Source organism: Microbacterium sp. NPDC090003 (genome assembly GCF_044748385.1).
In the GTDB taxonomy this organism is placed as follows: domain Bacteria; phylum Actinomycetota; class Actinomycetes; order Actinomycetales; family Microbacteriaceae; genus Microbacterium.
The window spans coordinates 1,251,979-1,271,926 of sequence record NZ_JBIVFW010000001.1 but is presented as its reverse complement, the minus strand read 5'-3'; the positions used below and the strand labels follow the sequence as shown (position 1 = coordinate 1,271,926).

At 70.1% G+C, this 19,948-nt stretch carries 24 protein-coding genes; 18 read left to right on the top strand and 6 right to left on the bottom strand.

What is annotated here, in order from left to right:
* Positions 1-4 precede the first annotated feature (4 nt).
* Positions 5-847: a tRNA pseudouridine(38-40) synthase TruA gene (gene truA / locus ACIPVN_RS06160; protein WP_400440843.1), complete on the top strand. Its 843-nt coding sequence runs from the start codon at positions 5-7 to the stop codon at positions 845-847.
* A gap of 14 nt (positions 848-861) precedes the next feature.
* On the opposite strand, the gene ACIPVN_RS06155 is transcribed toward truA, so the two are convergent.
* Genes ACIPVN_RS06155 through ACIPVN_RS06135 form a run of 5 tightly spaced genes read right to left on the bottom strand, consistent with a single transcriptional unit; the run spans position 862 to position 4,040 of the window.
* On the bottom strand, positions 862-1,389 hold the full coding sequence (locus ACIPVN_RS06155; protein WP_400440840.1) for a hypothetical protein: 528 nt from the start codon (positions 1,387-1,389) through the stop codon (positions 862-864).
* Positions 1,386-1,994, bottom strand: coding sequence for a hypothetical protein (locus ACIPVN_RS06150; RefSeq protein WP_400440838.1), 609 nt, complete (start codon positions 1,992-1,994; stop codon positions 1,386-1,388). Before ACIPVN_RS06150 ends, ACIPVN_RS06155 begins: the two co-directional genes overlap by 4 nt.
* The gene (locus ACIPVN_RS06145) at positions 1,978-2,538 is read right to left on the bottom strand and encodes a hypothetical protein (RefSeq protein ID WP_400440835.1); all 561 of its coding nucleotides are present in this window, start codon (positions 2,536-2,538) and stop codon (positions 1,978-1,980) included. Before ACIPVN_RS06145 ends, ACIPVN_RS06150 begins: the two co-directional genes overlap by 17 nt.
* A 9-nt stretch (positions 2,539-2,547) precedes the next feature.
* Positions 2,548-3,738 carry a hypothetical protein gene (locus ACIPVN_RS06140; protein ID WP_400440832.1) on the bottom strand — a complete coding sequence of 397 codons (1,191 nt, stop codon included), beginning with the start codon at positions 3,736-3,738 and terminating at the stop codon, positions 2,548-2,550.
* Positions 3,735-4,040 carry a hypothetical protein gene (locus tag ACIPVN_RS06135; RefSeq protein ID WP_400440829.1) on the bottom strand — a complete coding sequence of 102 codons (306 nt, stop codon included), beginning with the start codon at positions 4,038-4,040 and terminating at the stop codon, positions 3,735-3,737. Before ACIPVN_RS06135 ends, ACIPVN_RS06140 begins: the two co-directional genes overlap by 4 nt.
* 207 nt (positions 4,041-4,247) lie before the next feature.
* Here ACIPVN_RS06135 and ACIPVN_RS06130 point away from each other — a divergent pair, with 207 nt between their 5' ends.
* The 5 genes from ACIPVN_RS06130 to glmM all read left to right on the top strand — a co-directional run bounded on the left by ACIPVN_RS06130 (position 4,248) and on the right by glmM (position 8,215).
* Positions 4,248-4,916: an endonuclease/exonuclease/phosphatase family protein gene (locus ACIPVN_RS06130; protein WP_400440826.1), complete on the top strand. Its 669-nt coding sequence runs from the start codon at positions 4,248-4,250 to the stop codon at positions 4,914-4,916.
* Between the two features lie 31 nt (positions 4,917-4,947).
* Positions 4,948-5,700, top strand: a complete 753-nt coding sequence (locus tag ACIPVN_RS06125; RefSeq protein ID WP_400440823.1) for an MBL fold metallo-hydrolase — start codon at positions 4,948-4,950, stop codon at positions 5,698-5,700.
* Between the two features lie 181 nt (positions 5,701-5,881).
* Positions 5,882-6,328, top strand: coding sequence for a 50S ribosomal protein L13 (gene rplM / locus ACIPVN_RS06120; protein ID WP_102194388.1), 447 nt, complete (start codon positions 5,882-5,884; stop codon positions 6,326-6,328).
* Between the two features lie 27 nt (positions 6,329-6,355).
* Complete coding sequence (gene rpsI, locus ACIPVN_RS06115) at positions 6,356-6,841, top strand: 30S ribosomal protein S9 (RefSeq protein WP_247623194.1); 486 nt, start codon at positions 6,356-6,358, stop codon at positions 6,839-6,841.
* A 15-nt stretch (positions 6,842-6,856) separates the two neighbouring features.
* Entirely contained in the window at positions 6,857-8,215 is a 1,359-nt protein-coding gene (gene glmM, locus ACIPVN_RS06110) for a phosphoglucosamine mutase (RefSeq protein ID WP_400440820.1), read from the top strand.
* 70 nt (positions 8,216-8,285) lie between these two features.
* Here glmM and ACIPVN_RS06105 read toward each other — a convergent pair whose 3' ends face one another.
* Positions 8,286-9,224 (bottom strand): Ppx/GppA phosphatase family protein, encoded by a 939-nt coding sequence (locus ACIPVN_RS06105; RefSeq protein WP_400440817.1) that lies wholly within the window; start codon positions 9,222-9,224, stop codon positions 8,286-8,288.
* A 36-nt stretch (positions 9,225-9,260) separates the two neighbouring features.
* Here ACIPVN_RS06105 and coaA point away from each other — a divergent pair, with 36 nt between their 5' ends.
* The 12 genes from coaA (at position 9,261) to ACIPVN_RS06045 (ending at position 19,948) form a co-directional block, all read left to right on the top strand.
* Positions 9,261-10,205, top strand: coding sequence for a type I pantothenate kinase (gene coaA / locus ACIPVN_RS06100; RefSeq protein WP_400440814.1), 945 nt, complete (start codon positions 9,261-9,263; stop codon positions 10,203-10,205).
* Positions 10,206-10,267: 62 nt separating this feature from the next.
* Positions 10,268-12,115, top strand: coding sequence for a glutamine--fructose-6-phosphate transaminase (isomerizing) (glmS, locus tag ACIPVN_RS06095; RefSeq protein WP_400440812.1), 1,848 nt, complete (start codon positions 10,268-10,270; stop codon positions 12,113-12,115).
* Between the two features lie 52 nt (positions 12,116-12,167).
* Positions 12,168-12,527 (top strand): holo-ACP synthase, encoded by a 360-nt coding sequence (locus tag ACIPVN_RS06090; RefSeq protein WP_400440809.1) that lies wholly within the window; start codon positions 12,168-12,170, stop codon positions 12,525-12,527.
* On the top strand, positions 12,524-13,630 hold the full coding sequence (alr, locus tag ACIPVN_RS06085; protein WP_400440806.1) for an alanine racemase: 1,107 nt from the start codon (positions 12,524-12,526) through the stop codon (positions 13,628-13,630). The genes ACIPVN_RS06090 and alr overlap by 4 nt, the downstream gene beginning before the upstream one ends.
* Entirely contained in the window at positions 13,627-14,112 is a 486-nt protein-coding gene (tsaE, locus tag ACIPVN_RS06080; protein ID WP_400440803.1) for a tRNA (adenosine(37)-N6)-threonylcarbamoyltransferase complex ATPase subunit type 1 TsaE, read from the top strand. Before alr ends, tsaE begins: the two co-directional genes overlap by 4 nt.
* Positions 14,113-14,178: 66 nt before the next feature.
* Entirely contained in the window at positions 14,179-14,802 is a 624-nt protein-coding gene (tsaB, locus tag ACIPVN_RS06075) for a tRNA (adenosine(37)-N6)-threonylcarbamoyltransferase complex dimerization subunit type 1 TsaB (protein WP_400440800.1), read from the top strand.
* Positions 14,799-15,290: a ribosomal protein S18-alanine N-acetyltransferase gene (gene rimI, locus ACIPVN_RS06070; RefSeq protein ID WP_400440798.1), complete on the top strand. Its 492-nt coding sequence runs from the start codon at positions 14,799-14,801 to the stop codon at positions 15,288-15,290. The genes tsaB and rimI overlap by 4 nt, the downstream gene beginning before the upstream one ends.
* Positions 15,287-16,354 (top strand): tRNA (adenosine(37)-N6)-threonylcarbamoyltransferase complex transferase subunit TsaD, encoded by a 1,068-nt coding sequence (gene tsaD, locus ACIPVN_RS06065; RefSeq protein ID WP_400440795.1) that lies wholly within the window; start codon positions 15,287-15,289, stop codon positions 16,352-16,354. Before rimI ends, tsaD begins: the two co-directional genes overlap by 4 nt.
* Positions 16,351-16,824 carry a hypothetical protein gene (locus tag ACIPVN_RS06060; RefSeq protein WP_400440792.1) on the top strand — a complete coding sequence of 158 codons (474 nt, stop codon included), beginning with the start codon at positions 16,351-16,353 and terminating at the stop codon, positions 16,822-16,824. The genes tsaD and ACIPVN_RS06060 overlap by 4 nt, the downstream gene beginning before the upstream one ends.
* A 6-nt stretch (positions 16,825-16,830) precedes the next feature.
* Positions 16,831-17,874, top strand: coding sequence for a hypothetical protein (locus tag ACIPVN_RS06055; RefSeq protein WP_400440790.1), 1,044 nt, complete (start codon positions 16,831-16,833; stop codon positions 17,872-17,874).
* On the top strand, positions 17,871-18,782 hold the full coding sequence (locus ACIPVN_RS06050) for a hypothetical protein (protein ID WP_400440787.1): 912 nt from the start codon (positions 17,871-17,873) through the stop codon (positions 18,780-18,782). Before ACIPVN_RS06055 ends, ACIPVN_RS06050 begins: the two co-directional genes overlap by 4 nt.
* Complete coding sequence (locus ACIPVN_RS06045; protein ID WP_400440784.1) at positions 18,779-19,948, top strand: hypothetical protein; 1,170 nt, start codon at positions 18,779-18,781, stop codon at positions 19,946-19,948. The genes ACIPVN_RS06050 and ACIPVN_RS06045 overlap by 4 nt, the downstream gene beginning before the upstream one ends.

Here is a 19,948-nt window from a genome sequence, read left to right as displayed (position 1 = left end):
CGACGTGCGCATCCGGCTCGACATCGCCTATGACGGAACCCACTTCCGCGGGTGGGCCCGGCAGCCGACGCTGCGCACGGTGCAGGGGACGCTCGAAGAGGCGCTGGCGCGGATCGTCGGATCCGACGTGCGCCTGGTCGTCGCCGGGCGCACGGATGCCGGGGTGCACGCTTCGGGCCAGGTCGCGCACGTCGACCTCGACGACGCGCAGTGGGCGCGCATCGAGTCCCGCCACGGCCGTGCCGCCGTCGACCCGGCCGCCTCGATCGCCGGACGCATGCGCGGAGTTCTCGGCGCATACTCCGACGTGGCGGTGCGCCGCACCTCGATCGCGCCCGAGGGCTTCGATGCGCGGTTCTCCGCCGTCTGGCGGCGCTACCGCTACCGGCTCGCCGACGAGGTCGCGGGGTTCGATCCGCTGCGCCGCCTCGACACCACAAGCGTGCGGGGCCGACTCGACGCGTCCGCGATGGATGCCGCGGCGCAGACCCTCATCGGTCTGCACGACTTCGCCGCCTACTGCAAGCCGCGCGACGAGGCCACGACCATCCGTACGCTTCTCGACTACCGGTGGACCCGCGACTCCGAGGGCGTGCTGGTCGCCGACGTCAAGGCCGACGCGTTCTGCCACAGCATGGTGCGCGCCCTCGTCGGTGCCTGCGTGGCGGTGGGGGAGGGGCGACTGGACGTCAGCGACCTCGTGGTGCTGCGCGATGCGCTCACCCGCACGAGCGAGTTCAAGGTGCTGGCCGCCCGGGGGCTGATCCTCACCGAGGTCGGCTATCCGGCCGACGATCTGCTCGCCGCCCGCGCCGAGCAGACGCGCGCACGGCGCGACAGCGAGTGACGGCGTCCGGCGGCTCAGTCGCCGGACGGAAGGCCCTCGGAGGCCGGGGGCGTACCCCCGACGAGCGCGATCACGTCGTCGAGGACGAGACCGAGAACGGGGGCGGCATCGATCGCGTCCGCGACGAGCGTGCGGCCGCCGTCCTGTCGCTGCGCACGCAGCAACATCGCGACGGGGACGTGCTCGCGGGGGGCGACGAGGGAGAGCGCGGCCCGTCCTTCGGGGAAGACGACGGTGCGCTGGGTCACGGTGTGGGCGAAGGGGGAATCGGGAACGGGGCCGTCGCCCTCGATCACGCTGAGATCGACGATCGCTCCCGTCGCCTCGCCTCCGAGCACATGCCACACGCGGCCGACCGTGCCCGCCGCGATCGGCGCGCGGACGATCGTCGCGGCCATCGCGGCGCGCGCGTCGTCACCGTCGATGAATCCGGGAAGGGAATCAGCGGCGATGCGCGTCAGCGACGCGGCGAGTTCGGGAGCCTCGGCCGGGTCGACCCCGAACGGGGTCGACAGCCACCCCTCGGGAAGCCCGTCGCTCATTCGAACCGCCAGACCAGGGTCGAGGCGACCGCATCGGCGAGGGCGGTGAAGCCGTCGAGCGCGGGACCCGCCTCGGCGATCCCGGGGTGCACGACCGACGCCATGACGAGGATGCCGCGCTGCGGTGTCTCTCCGGGGAAGGGGCGGACGTAGCAGATCTCCCGGGCGAACACTCCCTCGGTCGCGCCGCGCCCCTCGCGTTCGGTCTCCCACCGGTACACCGACGAGTCGTCACCGGCATCCAGCGTCTCGACAGCAGCGCCGTTCGCGCGCCGTTGCACGTCCTCGGCGAAGGGGCCCTGAGCGATCCAGGGCACGGTGACGATGCTCATCGGCGTGCCGCCCTCGACGGGCGGCACAACGGGCATGTAGATCTCGATCGCTCCGCGCTGGCGCAGGCTCTCCCACTGCTGGTGCACGGCGGCTCGCGCCTGCCCGAACAGCTCGGGGCGATGCACCTCGAGGAACCGAGCGCGCAACAGACTCACGAGTTCGTCGCGGCCCGAGTCGTCGGCGACGAAGCGCCCCCAGTCGGGCGGCACGAGCAACGTGTAGCCGCGCGGGGTCGGAGCGACGCGACCCAGCAGCTCATCCCTGAGCGACATGACGTTCCGCTCTTCTCCGGCGTCGTTCGGCTCGCAGCCGCCTCATGCGCACGGAGGCGATGATGCCCGATGCGATCAGCACGATGGTGAAGGGGGCGACGATCCAGTGCCAGCCGATCGGGTAACCGTCAGCGCCGGGCGTCCAGATCACCCCGGTGGGGTCCTTCTCGAACGCGGCGATGAAGATCGTGACGTACCCCGCCAGGAGCGGAACGAGCGTCATGTAGGCGATATCGTCGGCGATCTCCAGACCGCCGAGCAGAAGGTACGCGGAGGCGCACCCGATAGCGATCAGGCCGGTCGTGATCGTGAGCCACGGGGGAACGCTCAGTACCGGCCAGGGGAGTAATGATTCGGAGAGACGCGAAGGCTCGTTGGAGTAGTAGATGCGCCCGCCGTTGAAGATGAACCGTGCGCCGACGGGTACGAACCACTGCGCCAAGGTCGCGATCGTCGCGACGATCGCGACGAGCCGGAGAACGCCCAAACGGCGGGGCAGACCGCCACGGTTGAGCCCGAAGACGGGCATCGTCGAGAACGGCATGTTGTCAGTCTACGGGCGCCCGAACGAGTAGTAGAACGGGTTCGTCGGGCTACTGTAGACGCCGCCGGCGACGCCCGCGACCCAGCTGCCGACCGAGGTCACGCCCGCGCCGCCGATCCTCGGCACGGCGCTGACCACGGCATCCGCCCACGCGTCCGCGATCGTCGCGCTCCTCGGACCCGAGCGAGCGGTCCAATCGGCGAGCGCATTGCCCCACCGATTCAGGGACGCCCATTGCGAACCACGGGCCAGTGTCGAGAACGGGTTCACGAATCCGCCCAGACCCGGCATCGACGACGTGCGCACGCCGCTCGCGAACACCGGGAGCCGCGACGCGGACTGCGAGGCGTTCAACAGAGATTGCCCGCCGTTCGCGGCCGTGGCGAGGCGGATCGATCGGGCGGCGAGCCCGCCGACACCCGCTGTGACGAGGCCAAACGTGCTCCACAGCACATCGGAGAGCGACGCCTTGCCGTTCGCATACATGTAGATCGTGCCCGCGAGATGGATCGCCGAGAGCGCCAGCGTTGCGGCGAGAAGGATGGTCGACCAGGGGCTGGACACGACGAACAGGGCGACAACGGCGATCGCGATGATGGCGTACCCGATGTACTCGAGCGCGGTGGCGATCGCGCCCCAGAACCCATCGTCGTTGTCGGCGGCGTCCATCGCGTCGGCGACGCCGTCGGCCGCGGTGTCGAAGGCCTCCTGCCACGCGGAGAACGCGCTGTCGTACGCCCGCCACAGGTCTTCCCGCGCCTCGGATGCCGAGTCCACGGCGTTCGCCGCGTCGCGCAGGTCCTCGGAGTGCTGTTCGGCATCGGTGGTCGGCGACCACATGGCCTCCTGCTGATCCGCGACGGCCGTGCTGTACGACGTCTCCGCGGCCTCGAGGGCCGCGTGATTGGTCGTGTACCAGAGGCGAGCCGTCTCGAGGGCGGTGGCGTACGGAGCGAGAGCCGTGCCCGTGCCCTCGTAGCGCACACCGGCCTGACGCAGGTCGGACTCGATGTTCTCGGCGTCCTCCCTGAGCTTCTCGGTGCCCTGGCTGATCTGCGACGCGGCGATGTCGCGCAGCGTGTCGGCCGTGCGCTTCATCGCGGCACCGAGCGTCTTGTACTGCTCGGCGGTCGACGCGATCGTCTCGGGCGTGCCATCGAACTGACGCAGTTCGTTGCCGGTGAAGGGGGAGCTGCTCACGAGCCGTCCTCCTGACCCTCGATCTGCGCGGAGGCCTCGGCCTCCCACTCGTCCCAACCTTCGATGATGCCGTCGAGCCGCTTGTAGACGTTCTCGACCGACTCGGTGAGCTCGTCGCGGTTGCCCGACCAGTTCGACTCGAACCATCCCACCCGGTCGCGCAGCTTCGACTGGCCCTGGGGTGTGCCGATGGCCTGCTCGAGAGTGTCGTTGATCGAGCCGGCGTTCTCGAAGTCGTCCTTCGCGGTCTTCAGCGTGTCGCGGGCGTCGCGCAGGCGGTCGCGGTCGAGCAGTACGTCCACGGTGCTCCTTCGGTCGAGTCGAGTGATGATCGGCGGTGCTCTCAACCTAACAACGCCCGTTCGGCACCGTCGATGGGGAGGTCTCCCCATCCGCGGGTGCGGCGACCCCCGACGGGCCCGAGGCGGGCCCGAGTCTCTTAACAGACCCGCGTCGCAGGGACAACCCTGGGCCGACCCATAGCGGCCGGGGGTAGCGTGGCAAGGATCATGAAGGTCATCTCGTACAACCTCCGCAAGCACCGGGCCGCCAGTGAGCTCGTGGCTCTCGTCGGCGAGCACGACCCCGACATCCTGTGCCTGCAGGAATGCGACGTCCAGCACCTGCCCGAGAGCATCGGCGGCCTCGTGCTCGCCGACGCGACCCAGGGGAACCGGCTCGGCCTGGCGCTCTACTACCGGGCGAGCACCTTCCGGCTGCGCGAGATCCGGGCGATCGGGCTCAAGAAGTCACTCCACGACCGCATGCTCAAGCCCGCTCACGAACGCATCCTCGCCGCGCGGCTGGTCGACATCGACGAGGGGCGCGAGATCATCGTGGGCTCGTTCCATGCCGCTCCGCTCACGGCCCTCAACTCGCTGCGCCGCCATCAGATCCGCGCGGCGCTGACCTCGTTGGCCGCGCTGGGCGAGGGCCTTCCGCAGCTCATGGTCGGCGACTACAACTATCCGGTGTTCAAGGAGAATCTCGGGCAGGCCGTGCGCGACCACGGTTACGCGCTCACCCTCAGCGACGACCACACCTACACGCGCTACCGGGTGTTCCGCGGTCACTACGACTTCGCCACGTCGACGGGCTTCGAGATCGAGCGGATCACGACGCTGCCGCAGGGCACCAGCGATCATCGTCCGATCCTCGTCTCGGTGCGTCCGGACTGACCCCGGGGTACGGATGCCGCAGACTCGTGACATGACGACGATTCCCGCAGTCCTGGTCGGCGGACCGACGCTGTACTTCACCTACGGCGGCTACGGCTTCCTGACCGATCCGACGTTCGACGAACCCGGTGTGTACGAGGGCGGATCACGCCTGCGCAAGCTGGTGGGTCCGGCCGTGCGCCCCTCCGCACTCGGCCCGATCGACGTGGTGCTGCTGTCGCACGACGAGCACGCCGACAACCTCGACAACGCGGGTCGTGCCCTGCTGCCCGAGGTGCCGCTGGTGATGGGCACGGCGGAGTCGGCGACGCGGATCCCGCAGGTCGTGGGGCTCGTGCCGTGGCAGGAGCACCGGATCGGCGACGTCACCGTGACGGCGGTGCCCGCGCTGCACGGACCCGACGGGGCGGAGGCAGTGGTCGGATTCGTCACGGGGTTCGTGCTCGAGGCGCCCGGCGAGCCCACCGTCTACGTTTCGGGAGACAACGCCTCGGTCGACCTCGTGCGTCGCATCGGCGAGCGGTTCCCGGCGATCGACATCGCCGTGCTCTTCACCGGCGCCGCGAACGTCGGCGCTTTCGGCGACACCGACCTCACCCTGAACGCGCGCACGGCGCTCGAGGCTGCGGGCGTGCTGGCGGATGCCGTCATCGTGCCGGTGCACGCCGAGGGCTGGCTCCACTTCTCGGAGACCCTCGATCGTCTGATCGGGATCTTCGAGCACGCCGATCAGGGGCACCGGCTGCGCGTGCTGACGCCGGGGGAGCGTTCCGACCTCGGGTGAGACCGGTTTGAGGGACGGCGCTCGGTAGCGTATGCTGTCTCTTTGGTGCCCGTGCCGCTCGTCGACAGGGTGCATCATCCGAACGTGAGCCCTCCACTGGCGTGTTCCTCCCTCTCGGGAAGAACCACCCCGGAGTGGGATTCACGAACTTCTCCGTTCGACACAAGAAAGCAGCACTATCGTGACGCGCACTTACACCCCGAAGGCCGGCGAGGTCCAGCGTGACTGGGTCGTCATCGACGCCACCGACGTCGTTCTCGGCCGTCTCGCCTCGCACGCGGCAACGCTCCTGCGTGGCAAGCACAAGCCCACCTTCGCCAACCACATCGACTCCGGTGACTTCGTCATCATCGTGAACGCGGAGAAGGTCGCGCTCACGGGTCAGAAGCTCCAGAAGAAGCTGGCCTACCGTCACTCGGGTTACCCGGGCGGCCTCAAGTCGGTCACCTACGCCGAGCTCCTCGAGAAGAACCCGGTCCGCGCCGTGGAGAAGGCCATCCGTGGCATGCTCCCGAAGAACAGCCTCGGCCGCCAGCAGCTGTCCAAGCTCAAGGTGTACGTCGGTGCAGAGCACCCGCACGCCGCGCAGCAGCCCCAGCCGTACACCCTCGACCAGGTCGCCCAGTAAGCGCCGTACAGACTTAAGGACATACTCGTGGCTGACATCCAGGACACCACCGAAACCCCCCAGAGCTTCTCGACCTCTACCCCCGAGACCGATGCAGTCGAGGCGGCTCCCCGCCCCGTGCTCAGCGTTCCGGGCGCCGCAGTCGGTCGTCGTAAGCAGGCCATCGCCCGCGTGCGTCTGATCCCCGGCTCGGGCACGATCACGGTCAACGGCCGTTCGATCGAGGACTACTTCCCGAACAAGCTGCACCAGCAGCTCATCAACGACCCGTTCACGGTCCTCAACCTCGCCGGCGGCTACGACGTCATCGCGCGCATCTCCGGCGGTGGCCCCTCGGGCCAGGCCGGTGCGCTGCGTCTCGGCATCGCCCGTGCCCTCAACGGCATCGACGAGGAGAACAACCGCCCGACCCTGAAGAAGGCCGGCTTCCTCTCGCGCGACGCTCGCGTCAAGGAGCGCAAGAAGGCTGGACTCAAGAAGGCCCGCAAGGCGCCTCAGTACTCGAAGCGTTAAGGTCCACTGCTTCCGATGCCGATCTTTGGCACGGACGGTGTGCGGGGGCTTGCCAATGGCATCCTCACCGCCGACCTCGCGCTCACCCTGGCCCAGGCGACTGCTGTCGTCCTGGGCCAGGGCCGTACTGCGGAGGCACGCAAAGCCGAAGGCAAGCGTCTGACCGCAGTCGTGGCCCGCGACCCCCGGGTCTCGGGACACTTCCTGACCGCGGCGGTCGCCGCGGGTCTCGCCTCCTCGGGCGTCGACGTGCTCGAGGCGGGTGTCATCCCGACGCCCGCGCTGGCGTTCCTCGTCGCCGACCGTGACGCCGACTTCGGCGTCATGATCTCGGCGTCGCACAACGCGGCGCCCGACAACGGGATCAAGATCTTCGCGCGCGGCGGCGTCAAGCTGCCCGACGTCGTCGAGCAGCGCATCGAGGCCGCCATGTCCGGCGAGATGCTGCGCCCCACCGGCGAGGGCGTCGGTCGGATCGACCGATTCTCGGACGCCGAGGACCGGTACGTCGTGCACCTCCTGGGGTCGCTGCCGAATCGGCTCGAGGGCATCAAGGTCGTGCTCGACTGCGCCCACGGCGCCGCCTCCGGCGTCTCACCCGAGACCTTCCGCGACGCGGGAGCCGATGTCATCGTCATCGGCGCCGAACCCGACGGTCTCAACATCAACGACGGCGTCGGCTCGACGCACCTCGACAACCTCGCGGAGGCGGTCGTGCGCCTCGGTGCCGATATCGGCATCGCGCACGACGGAGACGCCGACCGCTGCCTCGCCGTCGACGCCGCGGGCAACGTCATCGACGGTGACCAGATCATGGCGATCCTCGCGGTGTCGATGAAAGAGCGCGGTCGTCTCACCGACGACACTCTCGTCGCCACCGTGATGAGCAACCTCGGCCTTCACGTCGCCATGCGCGAGCACGGCATCACGGTGCGTCAGACCGCGGTGGGCGATCGCTACGTGCTCGAAGACATGAACGCCGGGGGCTTCGCGCTCGGTGGCGAGCAGTCCGGTCACGTGATCATGAGCGAGTTCGCCACCACCGGTGACGGTCTCCTCACCGGTCTGCACCTCGTGGCCGAGATGGCGCGTCAGGGCAAGACGATCGCCGAGCTCGCGGCCGTGATGACCGTGTACCCGCAGGTGCTCATCAACGTGCGCGGGGTCGATAAGGACCGTGTCGACGACGACGAGATCGTGCAGGCCGCCGTCCGCGCGGTCGCGACCGAGCTCGGCGACACCGGGCGCGTGCTGCTGCGCAAGTCCGGCACCGAGCCGCTCGTGCGCGTCATGGTCGAGGCCGCCGACGCGGAGTCCGCTCAGGCGTACGCCGATCGCCTCGCCGATATCGTGCGCGAGCGCCTCGCGCTCTGAACGCCGCGCTCCTCGACGAGCGCAGTCCCCGTCCTGAGCATCCGCTCATGCCCCCGCGGCCGACGCGAGCTCAGGTCGGGGACTGACCCAGCTGCTCGATGTAGCGCAGGAGCACACCCTCGCGGAGCGCCCACGGTGAGACCTCGAGCTCGTCGACCTTCAGAACGGTCATCGCCGTGTGCAGCGAGATCGCGGCGGCGACGATCTGGAAGGTACGATCCGGTGTGATGCCCGGCAGCTCCTGCCGGGCCGACGCGGGCAGGCGAGCGAGGCGAGGGATCCAGGATCCCAGCGACGCGCGGGGGAGCAGCATCCGCTCGGATCCCGACCACCCGGGCGCGGGATAGCCGACGAGACGTGCCAGCGAGCGGATGGCCTTCGACGATCCGACCACGTGGTCGGGACGCGGGAGGTCCGCGAAGCGGGGCAGCACCCGATCGAGGGTGTCGCGGGCGTGTGCGCGCAGACGCTCGACGTCGTCTTCGCCGGGGGGATCGTTCGGCAGGAACTGCACGGTCATGCGCCCCGCGCCCAGCGGAACGGATGCCGCGGCATCCGGGAGCTCCTCGCCGCCGGCGGCGATCTCGAGTGAACCGCCGCCGATGTCGAGGAGCAGGATCTGACCCGCCGACCACCCGAACCAGCGCCGCACCGCGAGGAAGGTCAGCTCGGCCTCGGTCTCACCGTCGAGCACCTGCAGCGGCTGCCCGAGGGCGGCTTCGATCCGTGCGATCACCTCCGCGCCGTTCGCGGCGTCGCGCACCGCGCTCGTCGCGGTCGCGAGCAGGGCGTCGACGCGCTCCTCCTCGGCGACCCGGCGAGCCTGCGCGACCGCTCGCTCGAGTGCCTGGACTCCCTCTTCGGAGATCGCACCGTCGGGCAGCAGATATCGCATCAGGCGCAGCACCGAGCGATCGCTCGTCGTCGCGAGCGGACGCCCGCCCGGCCGCACGTCTGCGGCGAGCATGTGGACGGTGTTGGAACCGATGTCGAGGACTCCGAGGCGCACGCGTAGAGACTACCGCCGCCCCGATACGATGGTGGGGTGACCACCGTCGACCCCACCCAGCCGCTCTCGCCGTACCGAGAGATCGGGCGGGCGGAATGGGCGCGGCTGGCGGCCGACCTCGATCAGCCGTTGAGCGAGACCGAGGTCGTCGAGATCCGCGGCATCGGCGATCGCCTGAGCCTCGACGAGGTCCGCGAGGTCTATCTGCCGCTGAGCCGTCTGCTCAGCCTGTATGCGACGTCGACCAAGCGCCTCGGCGCGGCGACCAGCTCGTTCCTCCAGGAGGAGGACTCGACGACCCCGTTCGTCGTGGGCGTGGCCGGCTCGGTCGCGGTCGGGAAGTCGACGATCGCCCGGCTCCTGCGCGAGCTGATGAGCCGGTGGCCCGGCACGCCGCGCGTCGAGCTCGTGACGACCGACGGCTTCCTCTACCCGAACGCCGAGCTCGAGCGCCGCGGGCTGATGGAGCGCAAGGGCTTCCCGGAGTCGTACGACCGGCGCGCGCTCATCGAGTTCCTCACCGAGGTCAAGAGCGGGGCGGCCGAGGTGCGCGCGCCCTTCTACTCGCACATGCGCTACGACATCGTTCCCGACGCGCACGTCGTCGTGCGCCGACCCGACGTCGTCATCGTCGAGGGTCTGAACGTGCTCCAGCCGCCGGCGGCACCGAACGACGTCGCGGTCAGCGACCTCTTCGACTTCTCGATCTTCGTGGACGCCGACACCGACCACATCGCGAACTGGTACGTCGAGCGCTTCCTCGCGCTCCGCGAGGGGGCCTTCAGCAATCCGTCGTCGTACTTCAACGTCTTCGCGCACCTCACCGATGAGGAGGCGATCACGACGGCGCTCGGGTACTGGAACGAGATCAACATGCCCAACCTCATCGAGAACGTGATGCCCACCAAGCATCGCGCACGCCTGGTGCTGAACAAGGGCGCGGATCACTCGGTCGAGAGCGTGCTGCTGCGCAAGCTCTGACCCACGGCGGCGGGGTCGATTGTTCGGACGGCTCGCAAAAAAACGCGCCTATTCTTGACGGCATGTGTGGAATCGTCGGATACGTGGGCCCGCGCCCCAGCCAGGACATCCTTCTCGCCGGTCTCGCCCGCCTCGAGTACCGCGGATACGACTCCGCGGGTGTCGCGGTCATCGACGGTGACGGAGCGCTCGGCATGCGCAAGAAGGCCGGCAAGCTCAGCGCTCTGCGCGACTCGCTCGCCGACGCCCCGCTGCCCGACGGCACGACCGGCATCGGGCACACCCGCTGGGCCACGCACGGCGGCCCGACCGACGTCAATGCGCACCCGCATCTCGCCGACGATGACAAGCTCGCGCTGATCCACAACGGCATCATCGAGAACTTCGCCTCGCTCCGCGATGAGCTGGTGGCCGCCGGCGTCGCGTTCCGCAGCGAGACCGACACCGAGGTCGCCGCGGCCCTGCTCGGACGCGAGTACGCGCAGAACGGCGGCGACCTGCAGCTCGCGTTCCGCAGCGTCGTCAACCGCCTCGAGGGCGCGTTCACCCTGCTGGCCGTGCATCGGGACCACCCGGGCCTGGTCGTGGGAGCCCGCCGCAATTCCCCGCTCGTGATCGGCCTCGGCGAGGGCGAGAACTTCCTCGGTTCCGACGTGGCCGCTTTCGTCGAGCACACCCGCCGGGCGCTCGCGATCGGTCAGGACCAGATCGTGTCGATCACGCCCGACGCCGTCACCGTCGTCGACTTCGCCGGCACCGCGGTCGAGCCCGAGCCGTTCGAGGTCTCGTGGGATGCCGCCGCCGCTGAGAAGGGCGGATGGGCGAGCTTCATGGCCAAGGAGGTCTCCGAGCAGCCCGAGGCCGTCGCCAACACGATTCGCGGACGCATCCACGACGGCCAGGTCGTGATCCCCGAGCTCGATGGACTCGACGATCTCTTCCTCGGCATCAACCGCGTCATCATCACCGCGTGCGGCACCGCCTCGTACGCCGCGCTCGTCGGCAAGTACGCGATCGAGCAGTGGGCCCGCGTCGCCGTCGACGTCGAGCTCGCGCACGAGTTCCGCTACCGCGACCCCGTGATCGGCGCCGACACCCTCGTCGTCTCCATCAGCCAGTCGGGCGAGACGATGGACACGCTGATGGCGGTCAAGTACGCCCGCGAGCGCGGCGCACGCACGCTGTCGATCTGCAACACGCAGGGCGCGACGATCCCGCGCGAATCGGATGCCGTCGTCTACACGCACGCCGGCCCCGAGGTCGCGGTCGCCTCGACCAAGGCGTTCTCGGCGCAGATCACCGCTCTCCTCCTGCTCGGTCTGCACATGGGGCGCGTGCGCGGCTCGGTCGCCGATGCGTCGACCGACGTCGATGAGCTCAGCGCCCTGCCCGACAAGATCGCTCGGGTGCTCGCCGACGAGAACGAGCACGTCTCCCAGCTCGCCGGTTGGATGGCCGACACCCGCTCGGTGCTCTTCCTCGGCCGCCACGTGGGGTACCCGATCGCGCTCGAAGGTGCGCTCAAGCTCAAGGAGATCTCGTACATCCACGCCGAGGGCTTCGCCGCCGGCGAGCTCAAGCACGGCCCGATCGCGCTCATCGAGCCCGGGCAGCCGGTGTTCGTGCTCGTACCGTCGCCCCGGCACTCGGCGCTCGTGCACTCGAAGGTCGTCTCGAACATCCAGGAGATCCGCGCCCGCGGAGCCCGGGTCATCGTGATCGCCGAGGAGGGCGATGCCGCCGTTCTCCCCTTCGCCGACGAGGTCATCCGCATCCCGCTCGCCGGCGCGATGTTCGAACCGCTGCTCGCGGTCGTCCCCCTGCAGATCTTCGCGATGGCGCTTGCCACGGCGAAGGGGCTCGACGTCGACCAGCCGCGCAACCTCGCGAAGTCCGTCACCGTCGAATGAGCCGCGCTCGCGGTGCACGGGTCCGACCGTGCGCCGCGAGTAGGCTGGATGGGTGATCATCGGGACCGGCATCGACCTCGTCGACATCCCGCGATTCGAGCGGACCCTCGAGCGCACCCCTCGACTCCTGGAGCGTCTCTTCGCGCCCGCGGAGCGGAGCCTCCGACTTGCGTCGCTCGCCGCACGGTATGCCGCGAAAGAGGCACTGATCAAGGCGCTCGGCGGCTCGGACGGCGTGCACTGGACCGAGATCGAGATCGCTTCGGAGGAGTCGGGGCGGCCGTATTTCGTGCTGTCGGGTTCGACGGCCGACGTGATCGTCGAGCGCGGGATCGTGACCCTGCACCTCACGATGAGTCATGATGCGGGTCTCGCGACCGCATTCGTCGTGGCCGAGGGAGGCCAGCTGTGACCGTTCCGTTCCGCGAGGCATCCGTCGACATCGATGCGATCGCCGACAACGTCCGCCACTTCCGCCGCCTGACCGGAGTCGAGATCATCGCGGTCGTGAAGGCCAACGCCTACGGCCACGGAGCTGCGGCTGCGGCCGTGGCCGCGCTGGCCGGGGGCGCGACGAGGCTCGGTGTCGCCGAGATCCCCGAGGCGCTCGATCTGCGTCGGCAGGGGATCACCGCCCCGATCCTCGCGTGGCTGCACGCGCCCGGCGAGCGTTTCGATCGTGCCGCAGCCGAGGACATCGAGCTCGGAATCTCCTCGTTCGATCAGCTCGAGGCCGCGGCGGCGGTGGCGAGCGTCGACCGCCCCGTCACCGTGCACCTGAAGCTCGAGACCGGGCTGTCCCGCAACGGCATCGCCCCGGCCGACTGGGCGCGGGTGCTCGCCGAGGCCGCCCGGCACGAACGCATCGGACGTCTGCGCGTGGTGGGACTCTTCAGCCATCTCTCGAACACGTCGCTCGACGACGATCGCGCAGCGCTCGCGAGGTTCGAGGAGGGAGTCGCGGTCGCGGCATCTTTCGGCATCCATCCCGAGATCCGGCACATCGCCGCCACAGCTGCCGCGATCGACCGGCCCGAGATGCGGCTCGACGCGGTGCGCATCGGCGTCGGCATCTACGGGCTCTCGCCGTTCGACGACCGCGCCTCCGCTGAGTTGGGCCTGCGTCCGGCGATGACGCTCCGCGGAGCCGTCGCCGCGGTGCGCCGGGTGCCCGCCGGCACCGGCGTCTCGTACGGCTACGACCATCGCACCGATCGCGACACGACCCTGGCACTGGTGCCCCTCGGGTACGCAGACGGGGTGCCCCGCCACGCCTCCGGCCGGTTGCCGGTCTCGATCGGCGGGCAGCGCTTCACCAATGTCGGACGCATCGCCATGGATCAGTTCGTCGTCGATGTGGGAGACACCCCGGTCTCGATCGGCGACGAGGTCGTGCTGTTCGGCGACCCCACCCTGGGTGTGCCCTCGGCCGCCGACTGGGCCGACGCCGCCGACACGATCAACTACGAGATCGTCACCCGCATCGGGGCGCGGGTTCCTCGGAGGACCACATGAGCGTCGATCCGGCCTTCCTCGGGCGCCGTGAGGTCGCCTCCTCCGACGACATGGAGCGCCTGGGTTTCCTGATCGGCGAGCACCTCGAAGCCGGCGATCTCCTGATCCTCACCGGGCCCCTCGGCGCCGGCAAGACGACTTTCACGCGCGGCCTGGCCGAGGGTCTCGGGGTGCGGGGGCCGGTGCAGAGCCCGACCTTCGTGATCGCGCGCACGCATCCGTCACTGGTCGGCCGGGCGCCGCTGGTGCACGTCGATGCCTACCGCCTCGGGTCCGGGGCGGAGCTCGACGACCTCGACCTCGACCTCGCGCGTTCGGTCGTCGTGGTCGAGTGGGGTCGCGGCATGGCGGAGGACCTCGCCGATGCCTGGTGGGACATCGAGCTCGAGCGTCCCGTCGGCGGTGACGGCGGCGAGATCGATCCGGCCGAGCTCGATGCCGACGCGCCGCGCTTCTTCACCATGAGGCGCGTCGAAGCCTGAGTCTCGTCGCTCCTGGCGCCACGACCCGACCGACGGTCACCCGTCGACGGCGACTACCCTGGAGAGGTGATTCTCGCCGTCGACACCTCCCTGGGCAGCGCCGTCGCGCTGATCGATCCCGATGGCGCGCGCCGCGCCGACGCGGGCACGAGCGACCCGCTCGGGCACGCCGAGGTGATCGGCGACCTGCTCGTCGAGACGCTGGCCGCATCGAGCGGCGACGACGTCTCGCAGGTCGTCGCGGGCATGGGCCCCGGTCCTTTCACCGGACTCCGCATCGGGATAGCGGCCGCGCGGGCTTTCGCGCTCGGTCGCGGCATCCCCGTGATCCCCGTGCCCAGCCATCATGCCGCAGCGCTCACGGCGATCGAGACGGATGCCGTCACCGGACCGTTCGCGATCGTCACCGACGCGCGACGACGCGAGGTCGCCATCACGGTCTTCGACGGCGTCGACGCCGACGGACTTCCGCGAGTGCTCGCCGACACCGTGCTCGTGCCGGCCGTCGATGCGGACACGCACCTCGACGGCATCCGCCGGATCGACGTCGCCGCGCTGTCGGCCGTCGATCTCGCTCGCGTCGGCGCCCGGGCCCACGCGGCCGGTCGCGATCTCGCAGGTTCCGAGCCGCTCTATCTCCGCCAGCCCGACGTGAAACAGCCGGCCGCGCCGAAGCGGGTGGGGCTGTGACCCTGCGCCCTGCAACGGCCGCCGACCTCGACGCGATCATGGGGATCGAACGGCGGTCGTTCCCGACCGACGCGTGGAGCGCCGAGGCGATGGCCGCCGAACTCGTCAGCGAGCACGCGCGCTACCTCGTCGACGACGAAGAGGGCTCGGTCATCGGCTACGGCGGTGTGCGCGCACTGCGCGGTAGTGCGGATGCCGACATCCAGACCATCGCCTTCGACGCCGACCATCGCGGCTCGGGGCGGGGGCGGGCCCTGCTGCGCGCGCTGCTCGACGCCGCGCGCGAGCGCAGGGCGCGCGAGGTCTTCCTGGAGGTGCGCGCCGACAACCCGTCCGCGGAGGGGCTGTACCTCTCAGAGGGTTTCGAGGAGATCGGCCGCCGCCCCCGCTACTATCAGCCGGATGATGTGGATGCGATCGTGATGCGGCTCGTGCTGCGCAGGCAGTCCGGGAACGGCTCCGACACGGCGAACGAGGTGCGCGCATGAGCGAACCGCTGGTGCTGGGGATCGAGACGAGCTGCGACGAGACGGGCATCGGGATCGTGCGCGGACGCACCCTGCTGTCGAACACGATCGCCTCGAGCATGGACGAGCACGCCCGGTACGGGGGCGTCGTGCCGGAGGTCGCCGCCCGCGCGCACCTCGAGGCGCTGCAGCCGTCGATCGAAGCGGCGCTGGCCGAGGCGGGTGTGGGCCTCGCCGATCTCGACGCGGTCGCCGTCACGAGCGGGCCCGGTCTCGCCGGCGCGCTCATGGTCGGTGTCGGTGCCGCCAAGGGCCTCGCGGTCTCGCTCGACAAGCCGCTGTACGCCGTCAACCATCTCGTCGGACACATCGCCGCCGACATCCTCACGGCCGATTCCGAACCTCTCGAGTACCCGACGATCGCGCTTCTCGTGTCGGGCGGGCACACCTCGCTCCTGCACGTGCGCGACCTCACGACCGACGTCGAACTCCTCGGGGAGACGATGGACGACGCGGCAGGAGAGGCGTTCGACAAGGTCGCTCGGCTGCTCTCGCTGCCGTACCCCGGTGGACCCGAGATCGATCGGGCTGCCGCGAACGGAGACCCGAACGCGATCCGCTTCCCGCGCGGGTTGTCCCGCGCCTCCGACCTGGCGAAGCATCGTTACGACTTCTCGTTCTCGGGGCTGAAGACGGCGGTCGCGCGCTGGGTCGAGAAGTGCGAGGCCGATGGCGTCGAGGTGCCGGTGGCCGACGTCGCGGCGAGCTTCCGCGAGGCGGTCGTCGATGTGCTCGTGACGAAGGCGCTCGCCGCCTGCGCCGACCTCGGCGTTCCCCGACTGCTGCTCGGCGGGGGAGTGATCGCCAATCGCCGCCTGCGCGACGTCGCCCTCGAGCGCGCAGCCGCGGCCGGTGTGACGGTACGCATCCCGCCGCTCTCCCTGTGCACCGACAACGGCGCCATGATCGCGGCGCTCGCCGCGGAGCTGATCGCCTCGGGCAAGCAGCCCTCCACGCTCGCCTTCGGGGCCGATTCGACGCTTCCGGTGACGGAGATCCAGGTCGCGGAGGGCATCGTCGTATGAGTGACTCCACGGAACCGAACCCCACGCCTCGGCCGCGCATCGAGCGTCCGAGCGGGGAGGTGGAGAGTCCGGCGGGTTCAGCCCATCTGCCCGGCGCGCGTCGCGACGGATACACGCGGCTGCCGACGGGCCCCGTGGGCATCGAGCCCGTGGTCGCGAGCGGCCCGGATGCGGACGACCCCACCGGCCGCACGGCGTGGGCGCCCGCCGAGACCGAGATGGTCGTCGATGACGCCCGGCTCGCCCCGTGGGCTCTGCTCGCGGCGATCGTCGCGCTCGGCGCCTCGTTCTTCGTCGGCTGGGGTCTACCGGTGGGGGTGGTCGCGATCATCGCGTCGATCATGTCGCTGCGGCGGCCGGTCGAGAGCCGGGGAATGGGGCGCTGGGCGCTCGTGCTCGGGCTGACCGCGACGGTGTACAGCCTGGGTTGGCTCGTGTGGGCCGGCATGCAGTTCGAGAGACTGGGCTGAGGCCGCATGCTCGACGCCGAGGAAGTCGTCGAACTGCGCGCCCTGCAGGCGCGCGCGTATGGGCGTGACGGGAGTCTCACAGCCGCCGAGACGCGGCGACTCGGGGAGCTCGCGGCGCGGCGCGGCGAGGCGCCGGCCGACGCGACGCGCGCCCGACCGAAGATCGACGACTCGGCGAACAAGGATGCCGTCACGGTGCCTCGCGACGAAGCGTGGACAGCCTCGACACCGGCGCCCGTGGTGCCGCCGCCGTCATCCGCTCGCCGCCCGAGCTGGCCGCTGATCGCCGTCGGCCTCCTCGTCGTCTTCGCGCTCGGTGCGGCCGCCGGATGGGCGCTCTCGCGTCCGTCGGAGAACGATGTGGACCTCACACCGGCGCAGGGGGAATGGGAGCGGGGACTCGTCGACGGGGGCGAGTACGACATCGGATCCATCCGAGCGATGGCAGTCGAGGACGACATGGTGATCTGGGTGGGGACGCAGTCGAAGGGACTCCGGACGTGCCTCATCCTCGGCGATGCCCAGGAGCGAGTGCCGTTCTGCCAGTCGACGGACAGTGTGCGCTCCTCGGGCTTCGACGCGGTGCGCACGGTCGTCGCCGACGGTGAGCTGAAGAGACAGGTATCGGCACGCCTCTTCCTCACGCCGGAAGGAGCGCCCGCCGTGCTCACCGGAAGCTTCCTCTTCGCGCCGCCGGACGAGTTCGGTGCGTCGTACCGCGACGATGGAGAGGCGGCGGTCGCAGAGGAGCTGGTCGAGCTCGGCCTCGACCGCACCAGCCTCTGGGTGATCGGCTACGACGGCGAGGTGCCGATCTGGAGCGGCGTCAAGGTATCGACCGGACAGACGTGCATCGCGTACGACGATGCGGAAGCGGACCCCATGGTGTTCTGCGAGGAGCTCTCGGCGATCGGTGAGGGACGGAGAGGTCTCGGGTTCGATCGCCTCGATCCGGAGACGGGTGCCTCCTCATTCATCCTGTTCACGTACGGCGACGGGCCGTCGTATCTCCAGATCACCCGCGAGTCGGCCCCGGGAGACGGCGAATGAATGCTGACGACGAACTGCGCTCCCTGCAGGCGCGCGCCTACCGACGAGGTGGGGGTCTCGACGCACACGACGCGGAGCGGCTCGACGAACTGACACGGAACGAGGCGGAGAATGCCGACGCACCCGCACTCCGTCCGTCCTCGCCCCGCCGTCGCTGGGTTCCCCTCGCCACGGCCCTCATCGCGGGAGTGCTGATCGGTGGAACGGCCGTATGGGCGCTCTCCGGGCCCACGGGCGGGGAGCCGGTGACCCTCACCGCCGAGCAGCAGGAGTGGCAGGAGGCCGTGTTCGCCGAGGACGGGTTCGACGGCGACTCCGCACGGCCGCTGACCGTCGTCAACGACGTGGTCGCGTGGACGGCGACGAAGGGTGGCGGCGAGTGGACCTGCCTGGTGCTCGGGCACGCCGAGCACACGGTGGCGGCGTGCAACCCGACCGCCGATGTGCAGTCGGCAGGACTCTCGGCGTCGCTCACGACCGACCCGCGATCGGATCAGGCCACCCGTGTCGCTGTCGACCTCGCCTTCGATGGATCTCGGCCGTCGATCCGGACCAGCGCCACTGATCGAGCACTCGCCCCCGGCGGGCCCTGGTCGGCGGACGAGGAGTCGGATGCCGACAGCCTCGTGGAGCAGGGTCTCGAACGGGAGAGCGTGCGAATCGTCGGCAGTGACGACGCGGTGACCGTGTGGGTGGGGGAGAACACGGCGACGGGCGAGACGTGCCTCGTTGCGATCGGAGACAAGTCCACCGACACGATGTGCGACGTCCTCGGTGACGGCGCGAGGAGTGGGCTCGGCCTCACGCCGTCCGGCGGCGCCTCCGGCGCGACGTACACCTTCACGACCGGAGCAGGAGGCGAGTCGCTCGCGGTGACGCGGCAACCCTCCGGAGGCGGGCTCGGATGACGGAGACCGACGAGCTGCGCACCCTGCAACGCAAGGCCTATGGCCGCGAAGCCGCGCTGACGCGCGCCGAGGCGGCGCGACTGCGTGAGCTCCAGCAGGTGCGACCCTCGGCCGCTCCGGATCCCGCGCCTCCGCTGTCCGGCGAAGTCGGTGCGGTCCCCGCTGTGCCCGTGCCCGCGCCGGCATCCGATCGCCTTCCCAGCGTCGAGGAACAGCTCGGCTTCGTCGCGGTCGCCGACGCGGATGCCGCGCACGACGCGGATGCCGCGCACGATGCGGATGCCGCGCACGACGCGGATGGCTCCGGTGCGGCCGGTGCATCCGCTTCGGTGACCGATCCCCGCACGCCCGATCCCCGCGCTCTGGGTGCCCTGCTCAGACGGCACTGGCGCCTCGTCGCCGTCTCCACCGTGCTGCTGCTCGTCTCCGGCCTCGGCATCGGTTGGCTCGTGTTCGGCCCCGTCTCCACTGCCATCGCGTTGACGGCGGACGAGGAGGCTCGACGTGCGACGCTCGAAGACGAGTCGGACTTCGACCCGGGCACGCTGCGCGCGGCCGGAAAGGACGACGACTCCGGCGCCATCGTCTGGCTCGGCACCAAGGGAGAGGGCGATCTCACCTGCGCCGTGGTCGACGTCGACGTCGCCACGCAGTCCCAGTGCCAGCGCACATCCGACTTCGAGGACCTCGGCATCAACGTCTCGGTCATGCTCCCCGGGGAGAACATCGACGAGGTGACGGCGGAGTTCACCTCGCTCAACGCCTACGTCTTCCTGGCCTCCGACGGCAGGCCGGGCGCCGCGTTCCAGCGGTGGGATTCGTCGTCGTCGATCCTCGCCCGATTCGCCGGAGACGAGCGCACGCGGGCGGAGGAGCTGGTCGAGCAGGGATTCGAGATGAACCTGAGCATCGTCGGCTACTTCCGCGACGGGCCGGTCTGGATGGCGAATCGATACGGCGAGACGGTCGAGCCCGAGACCTGCCTGATCGTCGATGCCGCACAGATCGATGCGGTCTGCCTGCCCTCCACGACCGCGATCGACGTCGGGCTGTCCACTTTCGTGTCGGACGACGGATCGGGGTCCGGGCCGGGCTCTTCGCTCACTCTCGCCTTCACCGCGAGCCAGACGCCCTACTTGACGATCACCGAAGCCCGAGCGGGCTGA

What these genes read in the sequence shown, in the direction of transcription:
- ACIPVN_RS06155 (WP_400440840.1), bottom strand. Translation starts at nt 1,389, where the DNA reads ATGAGCGACGGGCTTCCCGAGGGGTGGCTGTCGACCCCGTTCGGGGTC.
- ACIPVN_RS06150 (WP_400440838.1), bottom strand. Translation starts at nt 1,994, where the DNA reads ATGTCGCTCAGGGATGAGCTGCTGGGTCGCGTCGCTCCGACCCCGCGC.
- ACIPVN_RS06145 (WP_400440835.1), bottom strand. Translation starts at nt 2,538, where the DNA reads ATGCCGTTCTCGACGATGCCCGTCTTCGGGCTCAACCGTGGCGGTCTG.
- ACIPVN_RS06130 (WP_400440826.1), top strand. Translation starts at nt 4,248, where the DNA reads ATGAAGGTCATCTCGTACAACCTCCGCAAGCACCGGGCCGCCAGTGAG.
- ACIPVN_RS06125 (WP_400440823.1), top strand. Translation starts at nt 4,948, where the DNA reads ATGACGACGATTCCCGCAGTCCTGGTCGGCGGACCGACGCTGTACTTC.
- glmM (WP_400440820.1), top strand. Translation starts at nt 6,857, where the DNA reads ATGCCGATCTTTGGCACGGACGGTGTGCGGGGGCTTGCCAATGGCATC.
- glmS (WP_400440812.1), top strand. Translation starts at nt 10,268, where the DNA reads ATGTGTGGAATCGTCGGATACGTGGGCCCGCGCCCCAGCCAGGACATC.
- tsaE (WP_400440803.1), top strand. Translation starts at nt 13,627, where the DNA reads ATGAGCGTCGATCCGGCCTTCCTCGGGCGCCGTGAGGTCGCCTCCTCC.
- tsaD (WP_400440795.1), top strand. Translation starts at nt 15,287, where the DNA reads ATGAGCGAACCGCTGGTGCTGGGGATCGAGACGAGCTGCGACGAGACG.
- ACIPVN_RS06060 (WP_400440792.1), top strand. Translation starts at nt 16,351, where the DNA reads ATGAGTGACTCCACGGAACCGAACCCCACGCCTCGGCCGCGCATCGAG.
- ACIPVN_RS06055 (WP_400440790.1), top strand. Translation starts at nt 16,831, where the DNA reads ATGCTCGACGCCGAGGAAGTCGTCGAACTGCGCGCCCTGCAGGCGCGC.
- ACIPVN_RS06050 (WP_400440787.1), top strand. Translation starts at nt 17,871, where the DNA reads ATGAATGCTGACGACGAACTGCGCTCCCTGCAGGCGCGCGCCTACCGA.
- ACIPVN_RS06045 (WP_400440784.1), top strand. Translation starts at nt 18,779, where the DNA reads ATGACGGAGACCGACGAGCTGCGCACCCTGCAACGCAAGGCCTATGGC.